Origin of the sequence: Salipiger sp. D13 (assembly GCF_003703915.1) — a bacterium.
GTDB classification, from domain to species: domain Bacteria; phylum Pseudomonadota; class Alphaproteobacteria; order Rhodobacterales; family Rhodobacteraceae; genus Salipiger; species Salipiger profundus.
The window spans coordinates 56,256-73,738 of sequence record NZ_ML112602.1 but is presented as its reverse complement, the minus strand read 5'-3'; the positions used below and the strand labels follow the sequence as shown (position 1 = coordinate 73,738).

The window sequence follows — 17,483 nt, the reverse complement described above, 5'->3', positions numbered from 1 at the left end:
TCCTCCGCATTACGGCCACCTGATGATAAGTTAAGCGCCAGAAGAATGATGCGGCCGATGCCGAGGCGATTGTGGAGGCGGCGTTACGCCCGACCATGCGGTTTGTTGCTGTGAAGACGGAAGATCAGCAGGCGCGCGCGATGCTGTTCCGGACACGGCAGATCTTTGTCGGCCAACGCACTCAGATGATCAACGCCTTGCGTGGGCACTTAGCGGAGCACGGGCTGGTGGCGGCACGAGGTCCGGCTCATGTCAAGCGCCTCGCAGACGCGCTCGCCGATGAAGATACAGCGCTGCCTGACGGCGTTCGCGATCTTGGCCAGATTTATCTGGACCAAATTGACGGCCTAACTGCGCGGATCGCAGACCTTGACGCAAAGATGAAGCGCGCCGCTAAAGACGCCGATCTGGCCCGCCGCGCGCAAACTATGCCGGGCGTGGGGCCGGTCACTGCGCTGGCGATCGAAACCTTCGCGCCAGATATGGCCAGCTTCCGACGTGGGCGTGATTTTGCGGCCTGGCTCGGCCTCGTGCCGAAACAGCACTCTACAGGCGGGAAAGCCCGGCTGGGGAAGACCTCGAAGATGGGGCAGCGCGACATTCGCACGCTTCTCGTGTCTGGAGCCATGGCCGTTCTTCAGGCCGTCGAACGATTTGACACCCCGAATAATGGTTGGCTGAAGCGCCTGCTGACCCGCAAGCCGCGCATGGTCGCTGCGATCGCACTGGCGAACAAGATGGCGCGTGGCCTTTGGGCCATGATGACGAAACAGGAGGATTACCGAAATCCGGTGGCGGCAATGGTCTAAGCGCCTGCGTTTGCCATTCCGCCCCGGGTCACGTCGGGAGTGTGAGGAGGTCGCTGAACAGTAAGGGCAAAGGATCGATCAGATCGGGGTCAGAGAAAGCAGTCTTTGTGCAGGAGCCACCGAGCTCGGTTTGTTGATTTGCTTCTGATCCGCGCATCGCCATACCGGCCAGCGGCCATGTCAGCGCCGCAGAGAAAGGCCTGATACATGACCGCACCCGATCACATGCTTGAGCCGTTCAGAAACTACTTGCACTGACGGGGGCATCCATACATGCATAAGTCGGTTGCTGGCCAAGGTTCCCCTTTCCCCTGGCGGACTTATTCCACAGCTTCCGTGACAGGGATGCCGAGCGCGGTGTAGCCGTTCAGGAGGGCGATGCGGACCTGGATTTCCGCGACCTGGCGGTCGAAGTCCCCTGCTATGAGCCTCTGGTCCAGCAGTTTCACGCAATGCATTTTGGTCTCGACACGGCTCCTGCGGTGATATCCGCTCCATCGTCGCCAGAGCGCGCGGCCGAGGTATTTGGCAGCGCGCAGGGCCTCGTTTCGGGCCATGGCTCCGGTGGTGGCGGCTTTCCACGGCTTGGCATTTTTGCGAGGCGGGATGACGGCATGTGCGCCACGGTCGGCAATGGTGTCGTGGCATTTGCGTGTGTCATAGGCCCCGTCGGCGGTGACGCTGCCGATCTGCTCGTCCGCCGGGATCTGGCCGAGCAGGTCGGGCAGCACCGATGTGGCTGCCAGTAACCTCGACCGCACGAACCTCCAATGTCTGCTCGTCTACCCCGAGGTGGATCTTGCGCCAGATCCGTCGCTTGCCGGGCCCTCGCTCAAAAGCCGAGATGAATTGGACCATTCGCGAGCACGGACGTCCTCTGCACTCGGTGTCTGGGGAGGGCGATGATACTCGGAATCACGCCAATGAGGTTCAAGCCGACCTTGCCGCGAAGTGGTAAGATTGCCTCGCAGCCGATCGTCCGGAGCGGTCAACGTTCGCCCCGTGAGATGGCAACCTCTTTGGAAGAGAGCTCGAGCAGCCCATCCTCCCAAGTTATGATCGGCGCATAGCCCAGCTCGCGCTCGGCCTTGCGGGTGTCGAGCGTGATCTCGACGGCGCTGGTGGCATAGTCCTGGAAGCTAAGCGGACCGTGGAGCCGGCCGCCGCTTACCCGATGCAGCCCGTCACCGATGCGTGCCACCGTGCGAAGCACGCCACGCGGCACCGACTTGTCGGGCACCTCAAGGCCCTGGCTTTCCAGCAGGCCGGTGACGGTCTCCCGGAACGTCCGCGCCGGGCCGTCTGAGACATGGTAGATCTCGCCCGACCGTCCGTGCCTTAGCGCTAGGTCCACGGCGTGGCAGAGGTTGGCGATGTGCATGGTGGAGGACCGATACCCGCCCCCCGAGATCCAGGCGAACTTGCCGCTCCGGACGGCCTCGACCAGCACCGGAAGGGCGGTCGTGTCGTCACGGCCCCAGACCATGCGCGGGCGCAGGATCACGACGTGCTGACCCGCGGTGGCGGCGCGGCGGGCAATCCTCTCCGCCTCTGCCTTGCCTGCGGAATAGGCCCCTGCCGGTCGGGCGGGATAGGGTGTCGTTTCGTCCACATTGGACAGGGGGCGCCCATTCTGGAGTACTGAATCCGTGCTGATGTGAACGACCTTCGTGACGCCGGCCTGCCGGGCCGCGTCGAGCACGCGACGTGTGCCCTCCGGGTTGACCCGAGCCGCCGGCGAGCCAACTCCGTGATCGACACTGGCCGCGGCGTGGATCAGCGTCTCAGCCCCGGACATGAGCGGGACGAGGTCGGCGGTCAGCATGTCGCCCAGGACCGGTTCCCCGCCCCAAGAGGCGACCCGTCTGGCAGCTTCTTCATTGCGGACAAGCCCCGTAACCCTATGCCCTTTCGCGATGAAGTGACGCAGCAGGTTGCGCCCCACGTAGCCGGCGGCGCCGGTGATGAACACACGGTCCTCAGTCATGGGTGCCTCCGGTATTCCATGCCCCCTGCATGACGAGGGCCTCGATGTCCTCGAGGATCTCGGCTCGCTCGGCCTCGCTCCAGTCGTGGAATTCCAGATGCTGCTGGAACTTCAGCCCCTCCAGCGCCAGCCAGGCCAGCCGAGCCGCGCGCGGATGGCTCGCCTGGGCCAGCAACCTCTGGCCCAACGCGGTCTGGTTCTCGCGGAAGGTCGCGCGCAGCTCCCTGTCCTGCATCAGCGCGGAGACGAGGCTCAGCACCGCGGCATTGCCCTCCGGAACAGGCGGAGTGTGCCGGGCAGCCGCGATGCGGCCCCGCAGCGGCGCATCCGGCTCTTCGGCAAACTCTGCTTCGCAGGCCTCGTTGAAAGCGTTGTCCGCCTTGATGGTGCGCTCGACCAGCGCCGCAACAAGGTCACGCTTGCTGGAATGCTCGTAGAGCACCGTGGCCTTCGAGACGCCCGCCTCCTTCGCCACCGCGTCGATGGTGAGAACACCGTCGCGGGCGACAACGCGCTCGACGGCATCGAGTATTTCGCTCTGGTCGTGTTTCTTGGGCCGTGCCATGGATCACCAATTTGTTTCCGACCGTTCGGAAATAAACGGGTGACCTGAGCCTGTCAACATCCGTCCATGTTCAGCGAAGGACCACCGGCGGGCCGCTGCCCAGAAGGTCCCCAGCCAAGGATCCGTAAGGCCGGTCTATTCTCCTGCCTTTGCCCCCCGACAAAGGCCGTCTGCTCAGCTCTGCGAGCCAATAAGTTTGTTACAGGTTCTGCAATTCTCTCCTTCCGAGTTCGCTCATTCTTTCATCAGTTCAGGAGAATAGCTCTCGGACATCGCCAGCGAGGAAGCTGTCGGTCTCCGCTACGGAGCCCGGCAGATCCTCACAATTCCAAGATAGGCAATGCGATTGCCCGGATCGCTTTCCGCAAGCGGTCGACCTGAAAGGAGTAATGCACATGACCACCGTGTCCTACCGCACCCGTACCGTCGGCGACGTCGAGGTCTTCTACCGCGAGGCGGGACCCGCCGATGCCCCGGTCCTGCTGTTGCTGCACGGGTTTCCCTCCGCCAGCCACATGTTCCGAGACCTGATCCCCGATCTCGCCGACCGCTACCGCGTGATCGCGCCCGACCTGCCGGGTTTCGGCAAGACACGGGCGCCGGAGCGCGGCGGGTTCACCTACAGTTTCGACGCTCTCGCGGAGGTGATCGACGGCTTCACCGAGGCCCTCGGGCTGGAGCGTTTCGCACTCTACGTTTTCGACTACGGCGCGCCGGTCGGGCTGCGGATCGCCATGAAGCACCCCGCGCGCATCACCGCCATCATCTCGCAGAACGGCAACGCCTATGAGGAGGGCTTCAGCGATGCATGGGGCGCCTGGGAACGCTACTGGCGCGAGCCTTCCGAGGAAAACCGCGAGGCCTGCCGAGAGGTCTTGTCTGCGGACACCATCCGCAACTGGCAATACGGCACCGGCGCCGATCCGGAACGGCTTTCGCCGGACGGCTGTGAGCTCGACATCGCCTACATGGGGCGTCCCGGAGCAGAGGAGATCCAGCTCGACCTGATCCTGGACTACCGCAGCAACGTCGCGCTCTACCCGGACTTCCAGGCCTATTTCCGTGAACATCAGCCGCCGCTTCTGGCGGTCTGGGGCAAGCACGACCCGGCCTTTATCCCGCCCGGCGCCGAGGCCTTCTCCCGGGACCTGCCTAAGGCGGAGATCCACCTGATCGATGCAGGCCACTTCGCGCTGGAGACCCACCATGAAGAGGTGGCAGGCTACATGCGCGATTTCCTGGGCCGGGTCCTCAAGGACTGAAGGTCAGGCGCTCAGCCCACCAAGCTGCCTCTGCCCCCGCCAGCGCCGGCGGGGGCAATCTTGATCGCAGGCGATCAGCTCGAACCGAGCACTTTCCTCAGTCGGGGAGCGGCGAAATCGAGGAACGCCCTGACCTTGGCTGCGGCCCTGCGGCCTTCGACATGGACAAGATGGACCGGAAGCGGCGCGGGCTCATGCTCATCGAGCACGGTCTGCAGAAGCCCGGCCTCCACGTCCTCGGCCACCTGATAGGATAACGCGCGGGCCAAGCCCCAACCGTCCCGCGCGATGCCGATCGCGGCGGCCACGCTGGTCATGCTCAGGCGGGGCGCCACCTTGACCACCGAAGTCTCATCGGCCCCGAACCGCCAGACCCCGACCGCCGTGTCGGTGGGCGTCCCGATCAGCCGATGCTCGGTGAGATCGGAGGGGGTCCCCGGCAGGCCGTGGCTTGCGACGTAGGCGGGCGCGCCACAGACGACACGCCGAACCTCTCCCACCTTGAGCGCCGCCAGATCCGAGGATGGAAGCGGGCCGATGCGCAGCGCGATGTCGACCCCTTCCTCGACGAGGTTCACCATCCGGTCGAGCATCAGAAGCTCGGCGCTGATGCCCTCGTGCAGATCCAGGAACTCCGTGATCAGGGGCGCGACGTGCAGCCGCCCGAATTCCTGGGGGCAGGTGATGCGCAGCTTGCCGACCGGGCGCTCGGCCGCGCCGGCGGCCGCGTCATCAGCCACCGCAAGGCGTGCGAGGATGTCGCGGACCTCGTCGAGGTAGGCGCGACCGACATCCGTCAGACGCACCTGCCGCGTGGTCCGCGTGAAGAGCCGTGCCCCGAGTGCCGTCTCAAGCTCGCCGACGCCGCGAGTGGCCGAGGGTGCGCTCAGACCGAGAGCCCGCGCGCCGCCGGCAAAGCTCTCCGCGTCGGCCACGGCGACGAAAACCTTGAGGGATTGCAGCCGGTCCATGCCGCTCCAGTGCTTCAGGTTGCGAAATCAAAGATCAAGAATGGCGCGCAGTCCTGCAGAAGGCAAATCGCCAACTGCCAGCCAACGGCAGTTCCGAGTTCAGAACAAAAGCTGGCGGGCGGCGGGGGCAACCGCGCGCATGCTCGCGGCTGAGGGCGTCATCGTCGGACTCGCCGCGCGCCGACTCGACAGGCTTGATGCGCCAGTGACCGAGATCGAGGCCACCGCAGCCTGATTTCGACGTCTCTCCCTACTTGCCGCCGGCCGACGTGGGGACGACCTCGGCGGCGGGCGACATGTCCCTGCTGGCGGGAGACACGGCATGATCGGTGCTCCGCAGATCCTGCTTGCTCATCACCTGAAGATGCAAAAGCTCCCGGCCTTCTTGCGGGAGCACGAGAAGCTGGCGCGCCAATGTGCCGCCGGGGAAGACGACGGGAAGACCTCCGTGATCGAGACGCATCAACGGAAGCTCGGGCAAAATTTCACTCCGATAGTTTACACGAGTAAAAGTATACTATACTCGAGTATAAGTCTGGAGGAGGATGCTGGCCGATCGGCGGAGCAGCATCCCGATGTTCTGGGAGGAACACTTATGAAATCCATCACCCGCACGCTTCTTGCGTCGACAACGCTCGCGCTCATGACAGCCACCGGCGCCATGGCCGATGGCATCGGCGCGTCGCTGCTGACGCAGCAGCACCCGTTCTACATCGAGATCAACAACGCCATGGAGGCAGAGGCGGATGCGCGCGGCGTCCCGCTCGAGGTGTCCATCGCCACCCAGGACCTGTCCAAGCAGCTGGCCGACGTCGAGGACTTCATCGTCAAGGGCGTCGACGTGCTGGTGATTTCCCCGGTCGACAGCCAGGGCGCCCTGCCCGCCATCATGAAGGCCAAGGCCGCCGGCATCGAGGTGATCACCGTGGATGTGCCCGCCGAAGGCGTCGACGTGACGTCCTACATCGGCACCGACAACTACGCCGGCGGCGTGCGTGCGGCGGAGCTGATGGGCGAGCAGCTTGGCGGTGAGGGCAAGGTCGCGATCATCGACTACCCGACCGTGCAATCGGTCGTCGCCCGCATCGACGGGTTCAAGAAGGGGCTCGAAGAGTTCCCCGGCATCGAGATCGTCGCCCAGCAGACCGGCATCACCCGCGCCGAGGCGCTCGCGGCGGCGCAGAACATGCTGCAGGCCAATCCCGACATCAGCGGGATCTTCGGCTTCGGCGACGATGCCGCCCTTGCCGCCGCCGTGGCGGTGAAGAGCGCGGGCCTCTCCGAGCAGGTCCAGGTCATCGGCTTCGACGGCATGGAAGAGGCGCGCAATGCCGTCGATTCCGATCCTGTCATGGTGGGCGTGATCCAGCAGTTCCCCGATCAGATGGGCAAGATGGCCGTCGACACCGCCATCGCCATCATGAACGGCGAAGAGGTGCCTGCCGAGCAGCCCATCGTCCCGGGCGTCTACACCGGCAAATGACCCTACGTGACCGGTGGTCCCAGCACCGCCGGTCACCACACGGTCCCCCCTCGGGCGCATCGCGTCACCGGGACCGGCCCGAGTTTCCCGATTCCCCAAAGGAGGCCGCCATGGAGCATGGTGACGTCGTCCTGCACCTGACCGGGGTCCGCAAGACCTTCGGCCCCATCGTTGCGCTGCGGCACATGGACCTCACGGTCCGCGCGGGCCGGGTCCACACGATCCTTGGCGAGAACGGTGCAGGCAAGTCCACGCTGATGAAGATCCTCGCGGGGGTGCAGCTGCCCACCGAGGGCGACATCACCCTCGGTGGCAAGGATTTCCGTCCGCGCACCCCGCAGGACGCCGCCGCCGCGGGACTGGCCATCGTGTTCCAGGAACTCAGTCTCTGCAACAACCTGACCGTGGCCGAGAACATCCTTGCCACGCGCGAACCGACCCGGATGGGCTTCATCTCGGATCGCAAGCTGGTGGCGCAGGCCCGGGCGCTGGTGGCCGACCTCGGCCTGCCGCTCGATGTCAACGCGCGGGTGGCGGATCTGTCGATCGCGCAGCGCCAGCTGGTCGAGATCGCCAAGGGCCTGAGCCATGACGCGCGGGTGGTGATCTTCGACGAGCCGACCTCGTCGTTGTCCGACAGCGAGGCCGAGATCCTGTTCCGGATCATCGACAAGCTGACCGCGCAGGGCAAGGCGGTGATCTACATCTCGCACCGCATGGAAGAGATCATGCGCCTGTCCGATGACATCACGGTGGTGCGCGACGGCGAATACGTGGACACCGTTGAAAAGGACGAGACCACCATCGACGCGCTGATCGCCATGATGGTCGGGCGTCGCATGGATGAGATCTATCCTCCCCGGATTGCCCCCGAGGCCGAGCCCCGCGATGTACCCATGCTGAGGGTCGAAGGCCTGTCCCGCAAGGGCGCTTTCGAGGACGTGAGCTTCGATCTGGCGGCGGGAGAGATCCTCGGGGTCTTCGGTCTTGTCGGCTCGGGCCGGTCCGAGGTGATGAACGCGCTCTTCGGGATACTGCCCGCCGATACCGGCCGGATCGAGATCGACGGCTCCGAGGTCAGGATTTCAAGCGCCGCGCAGGCCATCACGCAGGGCATCGGGTTCGTCACCGAGAACCGCAAGGAACAGGGTCTCGTGCTGTCGCACGGGCTGCGGCCCAACGTGACCATGGCAGCACTCGGGCGGTTCTCGGGGCGCGGCTTCCTGCGCAGCGGCCCCGAACGCGCTGCCGCCGCCACCGAGGTGCAGCGCCTCGGCATCCGCACCGGCTCCATCGAGACGGTCACCGGCACGCTGTCGGGCGGCAACCAGCAGAAGGTGGTGCTTGCCAAGTGGCTGGCCACGAAGCCCCGCATCCTCATCCTCGACGAGCCGACCCGCGGCGTCGACGTGGGCGCCAAGTTCGAGATTTACCGCATCATCCGCCAACTTGCCGCCGAAGGCACGGCGATCCTCATGGTGTCCTCGGAATTGCCCGAGGTGCTCGGGATGGCCGACCGCGTGATGATCATGTCCGAGGGGCGCGTGGCCGCCACCGCCCCCCGCGACACGCTGACACCCGAGAGGGTGATGACCTTTGCCACGGGACATGTCCAATGACCGATACCACCTCCACGCAGCCGCAGGGCCACAGCTACGTCCGCGCCATGATCCGCCAGTATGCGGGGATCGTGCTGTCCCTCGTGGCGCTTTGCGTCATCTTTTCGCTGACCAACGACCGTTTCCTGTCGCTGGCGAACTTCACCAACATCTTCCAGCAGGTGGCGGTGATCGCCATTGCCGCCTTCGGCATGACATGGGTGATCCTGCTGGGCGAGATCGACCTGTCCATCGGGTCGATCATCGCCGTCGCGGGGATGGTCGGGGCACAGGTGATCGGGCTGGGCTGGGGCTTCGTGCCGGCGCTGGTGCTGACGCTGGCCTCGGGCGCGATCATGGGGCTCTTCAACGGCACCATGACCGCCAAGCTGATGCTGCCGTCCTTCATCGTCACGGTCGCCACGATGAGCATCTACCGCGGCTTCGTCAGCCTGCCCACCGGCGGCGCCCCGGCCATGAACATGGACCCCACCTGGATCGCGATCGGCGCGAACAGCTTCCTCGGCCTGCCGATCATCATCTGGATCGTGCTGGCGCTGTTTCTCGTCAACCACGTGGCGCTGGCGCACACCACCTTCGGCCGCAAGGCGTATCTCACCGGGGGCAACCGCGAGGCGGCGCTCTATTCCGGCATCAACGTGGATGGCATGAAGATCAAGATCTTCATGATCTCGGGCGTGATGGCCGCCGTTTCGGGGATCCTGCTGTCTTCGCGGCTCTATTCGGCGCAGACCAACGCCGGCATGAGCTACGAGCTCGATGCCATCGCCGCCGCCGTGCTGGGCGGCACGTCGCTGGCAGGCGGGGTCGGCACCATGGTGGGCACGCTGATCGGGGCGCTCATCATCGGGGTGCTCAACAACGGCATGAACATGCTGTCGGTGCCCTATTTCTACCAGCTGATCGTCAAGGGGCTGGTGATCCTCGTCGCCGTCTGGCTCGACGTGCGCTCCAAGCAGCGGCAGGGCTGAGCCATGGCAAAGGTCCTGACCGTCGGAGAGATCCTTGTCGAGATCGTCGCGACCACGAAGGGCGATGGCTTTCGCGAGGCGCAGCCGCTGATCGGCCCCTTCCCCTCGGGGGCACCGGCGATCTTCATCGACCAGGTGGGCAAGCTCGGCAAGCCCTGCGCCATCCTCGGCCGCGTCGGTGACGATGATTTCGGCCAGCTCAACCTCGACCGTCTGCGCCGCGACGGGGTGGATGTGAGCGGGGTCGAGGTCGCGCCGGGCGAAAGCACCGGCTCGGCCTTCGTGCGCTACCGCGAAGACGGCTCGCGCGTCTTCGTGTTCAACATCGCCAACGCCGCCTGCGGCACCCTTCCCGCCACGCCCCACGGCCGCGCGGTCATGGACGGCTGCACCCACATGCATGTCATGGGCACCGCCCTCTCGGCCCCCGGCCTTGCCGCGCGCGCCATGGAGGCTGTCGAGGTCGTCAAGCAGAACGGCGGCACGCTGAGCTTCGACCCCAACCTGCGCCCGGAGATCCTGAACACCCCCGGCCTGCGCGAGGCGCTGGACCGGGTGCTGGCGCAGACCGACCTCTTCATGCCCTCGGGCGACGAGATCTTTCTCTTCACCGAGGCACAGACCGAAGCCGAGGCGGTCGCCGAGCTGCTGGAGCGCGGCGTGCGCGACATCGTCATCAAGCGCGGCGCCGATGGGGCAAGCCACTTCGACGCCGGAGGCCGCACCGATGTCGCGGCCATCGCGGTCGAGGAGCTCGACCCCACCGGCGCAGGCGATTGCTTTGGCGGGGCCTTCGTCAGCTTCTGGCTGGACGGGGCCGATCCCGCCACCGCGCTGACCCACGCCAACGCGGCCGGCGCGCGCGCCGTCACCCGGCTTGGCCCCATGGAGGGCACCTCGACCCGGGCCGAGCTCGCCGCGCTGCTCGCCACGACCGAAACCGGCTGAACATCCAGGACCGATCCCATGACAAACCCCCTGCACGACATCGCAAACTGGCGCCACGAGGCCGGCCCGTCTGGCATCCCGTCGGTGTGTTCCGCCAATGCCATGGTGCTGCGCGCCGCCATGCGCGCCACCGCGCCCACCGCCCTGCCCCTGCTGATCGAGGCCACCTGCAACCAGGTCAACCAGGATGGCGGCTACACCGGCATGACACCCGCCGATTTCCGGACCTTCGTCGAAGGCATCGCGGCCGAAGAAGGCTTCGATCCGGCCCGCCTGATCCTTGGCGGCGATCATCTCGGCCCGAACCCGTGGAAAGCCCTGCCAGCGGATGAGGCGATGGACAAGGCCGACGCGATGATCCAGGCGTTCTCGGCAGCGGGCTTCACCAAGCTGCACCTCGACTGCTCGATGGGCTGCGCGGGCGAGCCGGTGGCGCTCGACGACAGGGTCACCGCCTCGCGGGCCGCCCGCCTTGCCGCCGCCGCCGAGGACGCCCGGCCTTCGGGCGGCACTGCTCCGGTCTACATCATCGGCACCGAGGTCCCGATCCCCGGCGGCGCCATGGAGGAGCTCGACACGCTCGAGCTCACCGATCCAGCTGCGGCAAGAACCACGGTCGAGGTCCACCGCAAGGCATTCAGCGATGCCGGGCAGGACGATGCGTTTTCCCGCGTCATCGCCGCCGTGGTCCAGCCGGGCGTCGAGTTCGGCAACCACAACGTTATCGACTACGACAGCGCGGCGGCGCAGCCGCTGTCGGCGGCGCTGACGGACCTGCCGGGGATCTGCTTCGAGGCGCATTCCACCGACTACCAGCGCCGCGCCGGTCTTGCCGCGCTCGTGCGGGACGGGTTCGCCATCCTCAAGGTCGGCCCGGGCCTTACCTTCATGCTGCGCGAGGCGCTCTACGGGCTCGACCAGGTCGCCGAGGAACTGTTCCCCGGCCAGCGCAGCCGCACCCTGCGCCAGACCATGGAAGACGTGATGATGGCCGCGCCCGCCAACTGGGATCGCTACTACGAGGGAAGCGGCGCGGAGCGTGCGCTGCAGCGGCATTTCAGCTACTCCGACCGCATTCGCTACTACTGGCCGCAGCCCGACGCCGAAGCCGCCGTGGCCGAGCTTTTCGCCCTCTTGGGGAACAGGCCCTTGCCCGAAACCCTGATCGGCCAGTACCTGGGAGCGCGCTATGCCGCCGTCCGCGGAGGCACGCTGGCACCGAAGGCCGAGGATCTCGCGCTCGCCGCCGTCGAGGCGCTGATGCAGGATTACCTTTCGGCCTGCGGGGCCTGAGGCTATCAGGTGGCCCGGACGCCGCACAGGAGCAAGACACGCCACATGGTGAAGCGAACGGATATCAGGACGATGGAGGATTTCTCGGCCTATGTCGGGCTGTCCCGCCCGACCGTGTCGAAATTCTTCAACGATCCCGCGTCCGTGCGCGACACCACCCGGGCACGGATCGAGACGGCACTGAAGGAGAGCGGGTTCAGCCCGAACATCTTCGCGGTGAACCTCAAGCGGCGGCGCAGCCGGATCATCGGGATCATCATCCCCAATTCGACCGACCCGTTCTACATGGAGCTTACCCGCTCGGTCGAGGAACTGGCAGCGAAGGCGGGCTACCTGGCCTTCATGCTGTCGACCAACGGCCAGCACGCGCTGGAAAGCTCTGCCATCGACAGGCTGCAATCGATGACGGTGGCAGGGCTGATCGTCGTTCCCACCGGCGCGACCGGGCGCAGCGTGCGGCTGGCGCAGCTCGAGGACGAGATACCGCTGGTCTACGTCGACAGCCCCCCCGATCACCCGGTCGCCTTCGTCGGCACCGACAACATGCAAAGCATGGGGCTGATCGTCGACTACCTCTGCCGGTCGGGCGAGCCGCCCTGCTATCTCGGCATGCCGAACATCAACCGCAACGCGGCGGCCCGTCTCGACGCCTATCTCCGGGCTATGGCGGCGGCGGGGCAGCCCCCGCACATCCTGCCGATCCCGGAGAGCGACAGCTGGGAGTTCGAGCGGTTCGGCCACGAGTGCGCCCGTGATCTCCTTGCGGGCGGTCTCCCCACGCGCACGCTGCTGTGCGCCAACGATCGTATCGCGCTCGGCGCGCAGCTTGCCGCCTGGGAGGCCGGCCTGAAGGTCGGCCGCGACGAGGATTGCGACCTGCGCATCGCCGGGCACGACGATCATCCCCAGGCGCGCTTTTCCTGCCCGCCGCTGACCACGGTGGCGCAGAATTACGGCGAGATGGCACACCGGGCCATGTCCGAGCTGATCACATGCATCGAACACGACGGCACGACCAAGCCGCGCAACATCCTGCTGCGGGCGGAGTTGAAACTCAGGGCCTCCGCCTGACCCCTTCGAGCCTGTGCCGCAATCTTCGGCACAGGCATTGAAGCGTCCCTCCGGTGCAGGGATGTCCGCACCGATATTTCCTGCCATACGGAAACAGAACGACCATGCGACCAACTTCCTTCGACGCGATCCTGTGGGACGTGGATGGCACCCTCGCCGACAGCGAACCGCTTCAGGCGCGCTCTTTCGTCCTTGCCGCAGAAACCCTCGGCCTGAGCCTGCCCGAGGGTTTCCACGATCACATCGTCGGTCGATCGGAAGAGGAAAACCACGCCTGGCTCGTGGCCCATTGCGGGCTGACACTGTCGCTGCCCGACTGGTGCGACATCCGCTACAGGCAGTTCCTTGCCCATCACACCGAGGTGCAGGCGATCCCCGAGGCCCTTGCCATCTGGACCGCCGCGCGCGATGCCGGGATCGCGCAGGCGCTGGTGTCCAACTCGGACCGGATGCTGGTGGAAGGCAATATCGCGGCGCTCGGGATTGCCCGGCCGCAGATGGTCACCGTCACCCGCAACGACGTTGTGCAGGGCAAGCCGTCGCCCGAGCCCTACCTGCGGGTGGCACGACTCCTCGGGGTCGCGCCCGAGCGCTGCGCGGTGATGGAAGACAGCCCCACCGGCGCACGGGCGGGACTGGATGCCGGGGCGACGGTCTTCGTGATCGGCCCGGCCGATATTCCCGGAGCGCAGCCCGCCTCGGCGCTGGCGGCGTTGCTGGGACAGCCCGCCGCCTGAGGACAGCGGCCGAGCCGCGATCTGGCGGTCAGGCGGGTTCCGCCTGCCGCAGCTCGGGTTCGATGCGCTGTTCCTTGTGATCGAAGAAATGCAGATGCGCCGGGTCCGCCGCAAGCGCGACCGTGTCACCCGTTTGCGCGTCATGCGCGCCGGCGGCCTGCACCACGAGATCGAAACCCGATCCCACGTCCACGTGCAGGTTGGTCAACCCGCCAAGCCGCTCGACGATCCGCACGGTGCCTTTCCAGCGCGCCCCTTCGCCGGGCATCGGATCCAGCGACAGGTGTTCGGGCCGGATGCCGACCTGCGCACAGGCCGAGGCCTCGGCCATGGGCAGCATCGCCCCGCCGGGAAGACGCAGCCCGCCCCCTTCGGCCCTGGCCGGCAGGAAGTTCATCTTCGGCGCGCCGATGAACCCGGCGACGAAGACATTGGCGGGCCTGTTGTAAAGCGCCATCGGCGCGCCGACCTGTTCGATCAGCCCGTCGCGCAGCACCACGATCTTGTCGGCCATGGTCATGGCCTCGGTCTGGTCATGGGTCACGTAGATCATCGTCGCATCGAGCTGCTTGTGAAGCCGCATGAGCTCGAGCCGCATGTTCACCCTGAGCGCCGCATCGAGGTTCGACAGCGGCTCGTCGAAGAGGAAGATCTTCGGGTTGCGCACGATGGCGCGGCCGATGGCGACCCGCTGGCGCTGACCGCCCGAAAGCTCCTTGGGGCGCCGGTCGAGCAGGTGTCCCAGCTCCAGCACCTCGGCGGCGGTGCGCACCTTTTCGGCGATCTCGTGTTTGGGCAGCTTGGCCACCCGCAGGGCAAAGCCCATGTTCTCCTCGACCGTCATGTGCGGATAAAGCGCGTAACTCTGGAAGACCATGGCAAGGCCGCGCTCGGTCGGCTCGCTCTCGTTCTCGCGCACCCCGTCGATGGTCAGCTCGCCGGAGGTGATGCTCTCCAGCCCCGCGATCATCCGCAGCAGCGTGGACTTGCCGCAGCCGGAGGGACCGACGAAGACGACGAACTCGCGGTCGTCCACGTCGAAATCGACACCCTTGATGACATCGACGGCGCCAAAGCTCTTGCGCACGTCACGCAGTTTCAGATCGGACATTGGGTCCTCCTCCCGTTCCGGCGCATTTCAGTGGTCTGCACTGGCCGAGAGGGCCTCGCGCAGGGTCTTGAAGTTGGCAGCCACCGCGCCCGAGGGATCACGGCCCGCGGCCTCGGATTCCTCTTCCAGCACGAGCCAGCCGTTGAACCGGGGCGCCGATGCCGCGATGCGGCCGACCTCGGAGACGTCCACGACGCCCGCGCCGAGCATGGCCCAGTCGCCGCCCTGGTCCACGTCCTTGAGATGGACATAGCGGATGCGGTCGCGCCAGCGGGTCATGGCATCCGCCACCGACTGGCCACCGCGCAGGATGTGGCCGGTGTCCGGCACCCAGCCGACATCCGGGTCCATGCGCTCGAAGATGGCGACATAGTCGGCTTCGTCGTAGATCAGCGTGTCGGTGTGCGAGCTGGGGTGCACCGCCACCTCGACGCCCTCGGCCCGCGCCGCCGCGTGGCTTTCGCTGTAGACCCGCGCCGCGATGTCGTGTTTGGCCGCGCGCGCGCCGGGCGACATCACCGTCGCGGATCCCATCGAGATCAGCGCCCCGGGGAACCGCGCCACGAAACCGGCGGTGCGGCGGATCTGCTCGACGTCGGAGGCCACGGCATCGGCCTCGCAATACCCGCTGGGCGAGGCGACGGCGTAGCTCACCAGCGTCAGGCCGGCAGCCTCGAGCGCGCGGGCAAAGGCAGGCGCATCGTCGATGTAGTGGCCGATCATCTTGTCGGTGATCTCGATCCCGGTGTAGCCGGCGCCCGAGATCGCCTCGAGCAGGTCATCGGGGCCGCCCTTCCAGTCATCCCCCAGCATTTCCCATGTGAAGGTCTGGCAGCCCAGCTTGAAATCCTGTTGCACGGTCATTCCTTGATACCCCCTTGGGTCAGCCCGTCGATGATGTGCCGCTGGAAGACCAGCACGAGCACGATCAGGGGCGCGGTGACCACGGCGGAGGCCGCAGCGATATCGCCCCAGGGCACGTAGTAGAGATTGGTGAAGTTGGCGATCCCGACGGGGATCGTCTGGTGTTCGATGTTGGACGTGAAGGCCAGCGCAAAGAGGAACTCGTTCCACGCGGTGATGAAGGCCAGCAGCCCGGTGGTGACCAGCGACGGCAGCGACATCGGCAGGATGATGTGCCAGTAAAGGCCTACCACGTGCAGCCCGTCCATCCGCGCCGCCTCGTCGATCTCGCGCGGGAGGGTCTCGAAGTAGCCGTACATCACCCATGTGACCAGCGGCAGCACCAGCGCGATGTAGACGAGGATCAGCGCCGTGTAGGTGTCGAGCAGCCCGAGGCTCGAAGCCACGATGTAAAGCGGCCCCACCAGCGTGATCTGCGGGAACATCGACACCGACAGGATCACCATGAGGATGCCGTAACGCCCCTTCACGTTCAGCCGCGAGAGCGAGAACGCCGCAAGCGATCCGATCGCAAGGCACAGGAACGTGGTCGACAGCGACACGATCAGCGAGTTCAGCACGTAGTATTGCAGCTGCTTGTCGACGAAGACGTTGATGTAGTGCTGCCACGTAAAGGGATCGGGCCAGAGTTTCGGCGACCCCGAGGTCAGCGCCTTGTCGAGCTGGAACGAGGTCGAGAACTGCCAGACGAAGGGCGAGGCCGACCACACGAAGATCAGCGTGGCCGCGATGTAGAGAAGCGTGCGGCGTGCGATCAGCTTGCCGCGGGAGGAGGCGGCGGTGGGTGCGGCGTCGGTCATGTGGTCCTCCGGATGACATGCACGAGCCAGAGCACGAGGATCGTGGCCAGCGCGGCTTCGGTGATGAACATGGCCGTCGACACGGTCGAGCCGTAGCCGAATTCCAGCGTCGAGAAGAGGCTCTTGTAGGCCAGCGTCGACAGGGTTTCGGTGCTGTCGGCGGGCCCGCCCCCGGTCAGCACGTAGACAAGGTCGAACACCCGGAACGCGTCCAGCGCGCGGAACAGGCCGGCGATCAGCAGCGTCGGCATCAGCAACGGCAGGCGGATGGTCCAGAAGATCATCCAGGCGCCGGCGCCATCCATGCGGGCGGCCTCGGTCAGGGATTTGGGGATGGTCTGCAGCCCGGTCATCAGCAGGAGCGCCATGAAGGGCGTGGTCTTCCAGACATCGGCGATGATGAGCGTGGTGAGCGCGGTATCGGGGTTGCCGTACCAGTTCACCTTGTCGTCCAGCAGCCCGATGTTCATCAGGATCCAGTTCACGACACCGTTCTGCCCGTCGAACAGCCAGCCGAACATCTTCGAGGTGACCACCGTGGGCATGGCCCAAGGCACCAGCATGGCCGCGCGCACCAGTCCGCGGAAGCGGAAATGTTCGCACAGCACCAGCGCCATGACCAGGCCGATCACCGTCTCGAGAAAGGTCGACGCCACGGTGAACCACACCGTGTGGCCCCACGCGTTCCAGAAGTTGCTGTCCGACAGCAGCCCCGCGTAGTTCTCGAGCCCGACGTAGTCGGACTGCCGCGTGATCAGCGACGTGTTGGTGAGCGACAGCCGCAGCCCTTCGAGGATCGGCCAGAAGGCCACCGCTCCGATGGCAAGGAAGGTCGGCAGCAGCAGCAGCCAGGGCCACGCGAAGCGCGGCAGCCGTGCGCGGCGACGGGTGGAAGCCGCCGCGCTGGTTGTCGTGTCGTAGAACGCCATTCG

17 protein-coding genes and 2 pseudogenes are annotated in these 17,483 nt (G+C 66.2%); 10 read left to right on the top strand and 9 right to left on the bottom strand.

Features of this window, described 5'->3' with window-relative positions; translation table 11 throughout:
• Positions 1-29: 29 nt before the first annotated feature.
• Positions 30-809, top strand: a pseudogene (locus D6860_RS15795) (IS110 family transposase); the annotation flags it as partial.
• A gap of 320 nt (positions 810-1,129) precedes the next feature.
• Here the strand turns inward: D6860_RS15795 and D6860_RS15790 are convergent.
• The 3 genes and pseudogenes from D6860_RS15790 to D6860_RS15780 form a co-directional block, all read right to left on the bottom strand.
• Positions 1,130-1,637 (bottom strand): annotated as a pseudogene (locus D6860_RS15790) (IS5 family transposase); the annotation flags it as partial.
• 160 nt (positions 1,638-1,797) lie between these two features.
• Entirely contained in the window at positions 1,798-2,796 is a 999-nt protein-coding gene (locus D6860_RS15785; RefSeq protein WP_076625914.1) for an NAD-dependent epimerase/dehydratase family protein, read from the bottom strand.
• On the bottom strand, positions 2,789-3,361 hold the full coding sequence (locus tag D6860_RS15780; RefSeq protein ID WP_076625915.1) for a TetR/AcrR family transcriptional regulator: 573 nt from the start codon (positions 3,359-3,361) through the stop codon (positions 2,789-2,791). The genes D6860_RS15785 and D6860_RS15780 overlap by 8 nt, the downstream gene beginning before the upstream one ends.
• A 395-nt stretch (positions 3,362-3,756) precedes the next feature.
• Here D6860_RS15780 and D6860_RS15775 point away from each other — a divergent pair, with 395 nt between their 5' ends.
• A complete protein-coding gene (locus tag D6860_RS15775) occupies positions 3,757-4,623 on the top strand; it encodes an alpha/beta fold hydrolase (RefSeq protein WP_076625916.1) in 867 nt (288 codons plus the stop codon).
• Positions 4,624-4,697: 74 nt separating this feature from the next.
• Here D6860_RS15775 and D6860_RS15770 read toward each other — a convergent pair whose 3' ends face one another.
• Complete coding sequence (locus D6860_RS15770) at positions 4,698-5,594, bottom strand: LysR family transcriptional regulator (RefSeq protein WP_076625917.1); 897 nt, start codon at positions 5,592-5,594, stop codon at positions 4,698-4,700.
• A 40-nt stretch (positions 5,595-5,634) separates the two neighbouring features.
• Here D6860_RS15770 and D6860_RS25510 point away from each other — a divergent pair, with 40 nt between their 5' ends.
• Positions 5,635-5,829, top strand: a complete 195-nt coding sequence (locus D6860_RS25510; protein WP_206512208.1) for a hypothetical protein — start codon at positions 5,635-5,637, stop codon at positions 5,827-5,829.
• A 15-nt stretch (positions 5,830-5,844) separates the two neighbouring features.
• On the opposite strand, the gene D6860_RS25925 is transcribed toward D6860_RS25510, so the two are convergent.
• Positions 5,845-6,075, bottom strand: a complete 231-nt coding sequence (locus D6860_RS25925) for a hypothetical protein (RefSeq protein WP_128549256.1) — start codon at positions 6,073-6,075, stop codon at positions 5,845-5,847.
• A 114-nt stretch (positions 6,076-6,189) separates the two neighbouring features.
• Here D6860_RS25925 and D6860_RS15755 point away from each other — a divergent pair, with 114 nt between their 5' ends.
• From D6860_RS15755 to D6860_RS15725, 7 genes are all read left to right on the top strand, one after another.
• Complete coding sequence (locus tag D6860_RS15755; protein WP_076625919.1) at positions 6,190-7,077, top strand: substrate-binding domain-containing protein; 888 nt, start codon at positions 6,190-6,192, stop codon at positions 7,075-7,077.
• A gap of 110 nt (positions 7,078-7,187) precedes the next feature.
• Positions 7,188-8,696 (top strand): sugar ABC transporter ATP-binding protein, encoded by a 1,509-nt coding sequence (locus tag D6860_RS15750; protein ID WP_076625920.1) that lies wholly within the window; start codon positions 7,188-7,190, stop codon positions 8,694-8,696.
• On the top strand, positions 8,693-9,667 hold the full coding sequence (locus D6860_RS15745) for an ABC transporter permease (protein WP_076625921.1): 975 nt from the start codon (positions 8,693-8,695) through the stop codon (positions 9,665-9,667). The genes D6860_RS15750 and D6860_RS15745 overlap by 4 nt, the downstream gene beginning before the upstream one ends.
• A gap of 3 nt (positions 9,668-9,670) precedes the next feature.
• A complete protein-coding gene (locus D6860_RS15740) occupies positions 9,671-10,615 on the top strand; it encodes a tagatose kinase (RefSeq protein ID WP_076625922.1) in 945 nt (314 codons plus the stop codon).
• An 18-nt stretch (positions 10,616-10,633) separates the two neighbouring features.
• Positions 10,634-11,908 carry a D-tagatose-bisphosphate aldolase, class II, non-catalytic subunit gene (locus D6860_RS15735; RefSeq protein ID WP_076625923.1) on the top strand — a complete coding sequence of 425 codons (1,275 nt, stop codon included), beginning with the start codon at positions 10,634-10,636 and terminating at the stop codon, positions 11,906-11,908.
• 45 nt (positions 11,909-11,953) lie between these two features.
• Positions 11,954-12,979, top strand: a complete 1,026-nt coding sequence (locus D6860_RS15730; protein ID WP_229743324.1) for a LacI family DNA-binding transcriptional regulator — start codon at positions 11,954-11,956, stop codon at positions 12,977-12,979.
• Between the two features lie 104 nt (positions 12,980-13,083).
• The gene (locus D6860_RS15725; protein WP_076625925.1) at positions 13,084-13,716 is read left to right on the top strand and encodes an HAD family hydrolase; all 633 of its coding nucleotides are present in this window, start codon (positions 13,084-13,086) and stop codon (positions 13,714-13,716) included.
• A gap of 28 nt (positions 13,717-13,744) precedes the next feature.
• On the opposite strand, the gene D6860_RS15720 is transcribed toward D6860_RS15725, so the two are convergent.
• From D6860_RS15720 to D6860_RS15705, 4 genes are read right to left on the bottom strand one after another with little or no spacing between them, the layout of a single operon-like run.
• Positions 13,745-14,827 carry an ABC transporter ATP-binding protein gene (locus tag D6860_RS15720; protein WP_076625926.1) on the bottom strand — a complete coding sequence of 361 codons (1,083 nt, stop codon included), beginning with the start codon at positions 14,825-14,827 and terminating at the stop codon, positions 13,745-13,747.
• A gap of 27 nt (positions 14,828-14,854) precedes the next feature.
• Positions 14,855-15,691 (bottom strand): sugar phosphate isomerase/epimerase family protein, encoded by an 837-nt coding sequence (locus D6860_RS15715; protein WP_076625927.1) that lies wholly within the window; start codon positions 15,689-15,691, stop codon positions 14,855-14,857.
• The gene (locus tag D6860_RS15710) at positions 15,688-16,551 is read right to left on the bottom strand and encodes a carbohydrate ABC transporter permease (RefSeq protein WP_076625928.1); all 864 of its coding nucleotides are present in this window, start codon (positions 16,549-16,551) and stop codon (positions 15,688-15,690) included. Before D6860_RS15710 ends, D6860_RS15715 begins: the two co-directional genes overlap by 4 nt.
• A complete protein-coding gene (locus tag D6860_RS15705) occupies positions 16,548-17,480 on the bottom strand; it encodes a carbohydrate ABC transporter permease (RefSeq protein WP_076625929.1) in 933 nt (310 codons plus the stop codon). The genes D6860_RS15710 and D6860_RS15705 overlap by 4 nt, the downstream gene beginning before the upstream one ends.
• Positions 17,481-17,483: the final 3 nt, after the last annotated feature.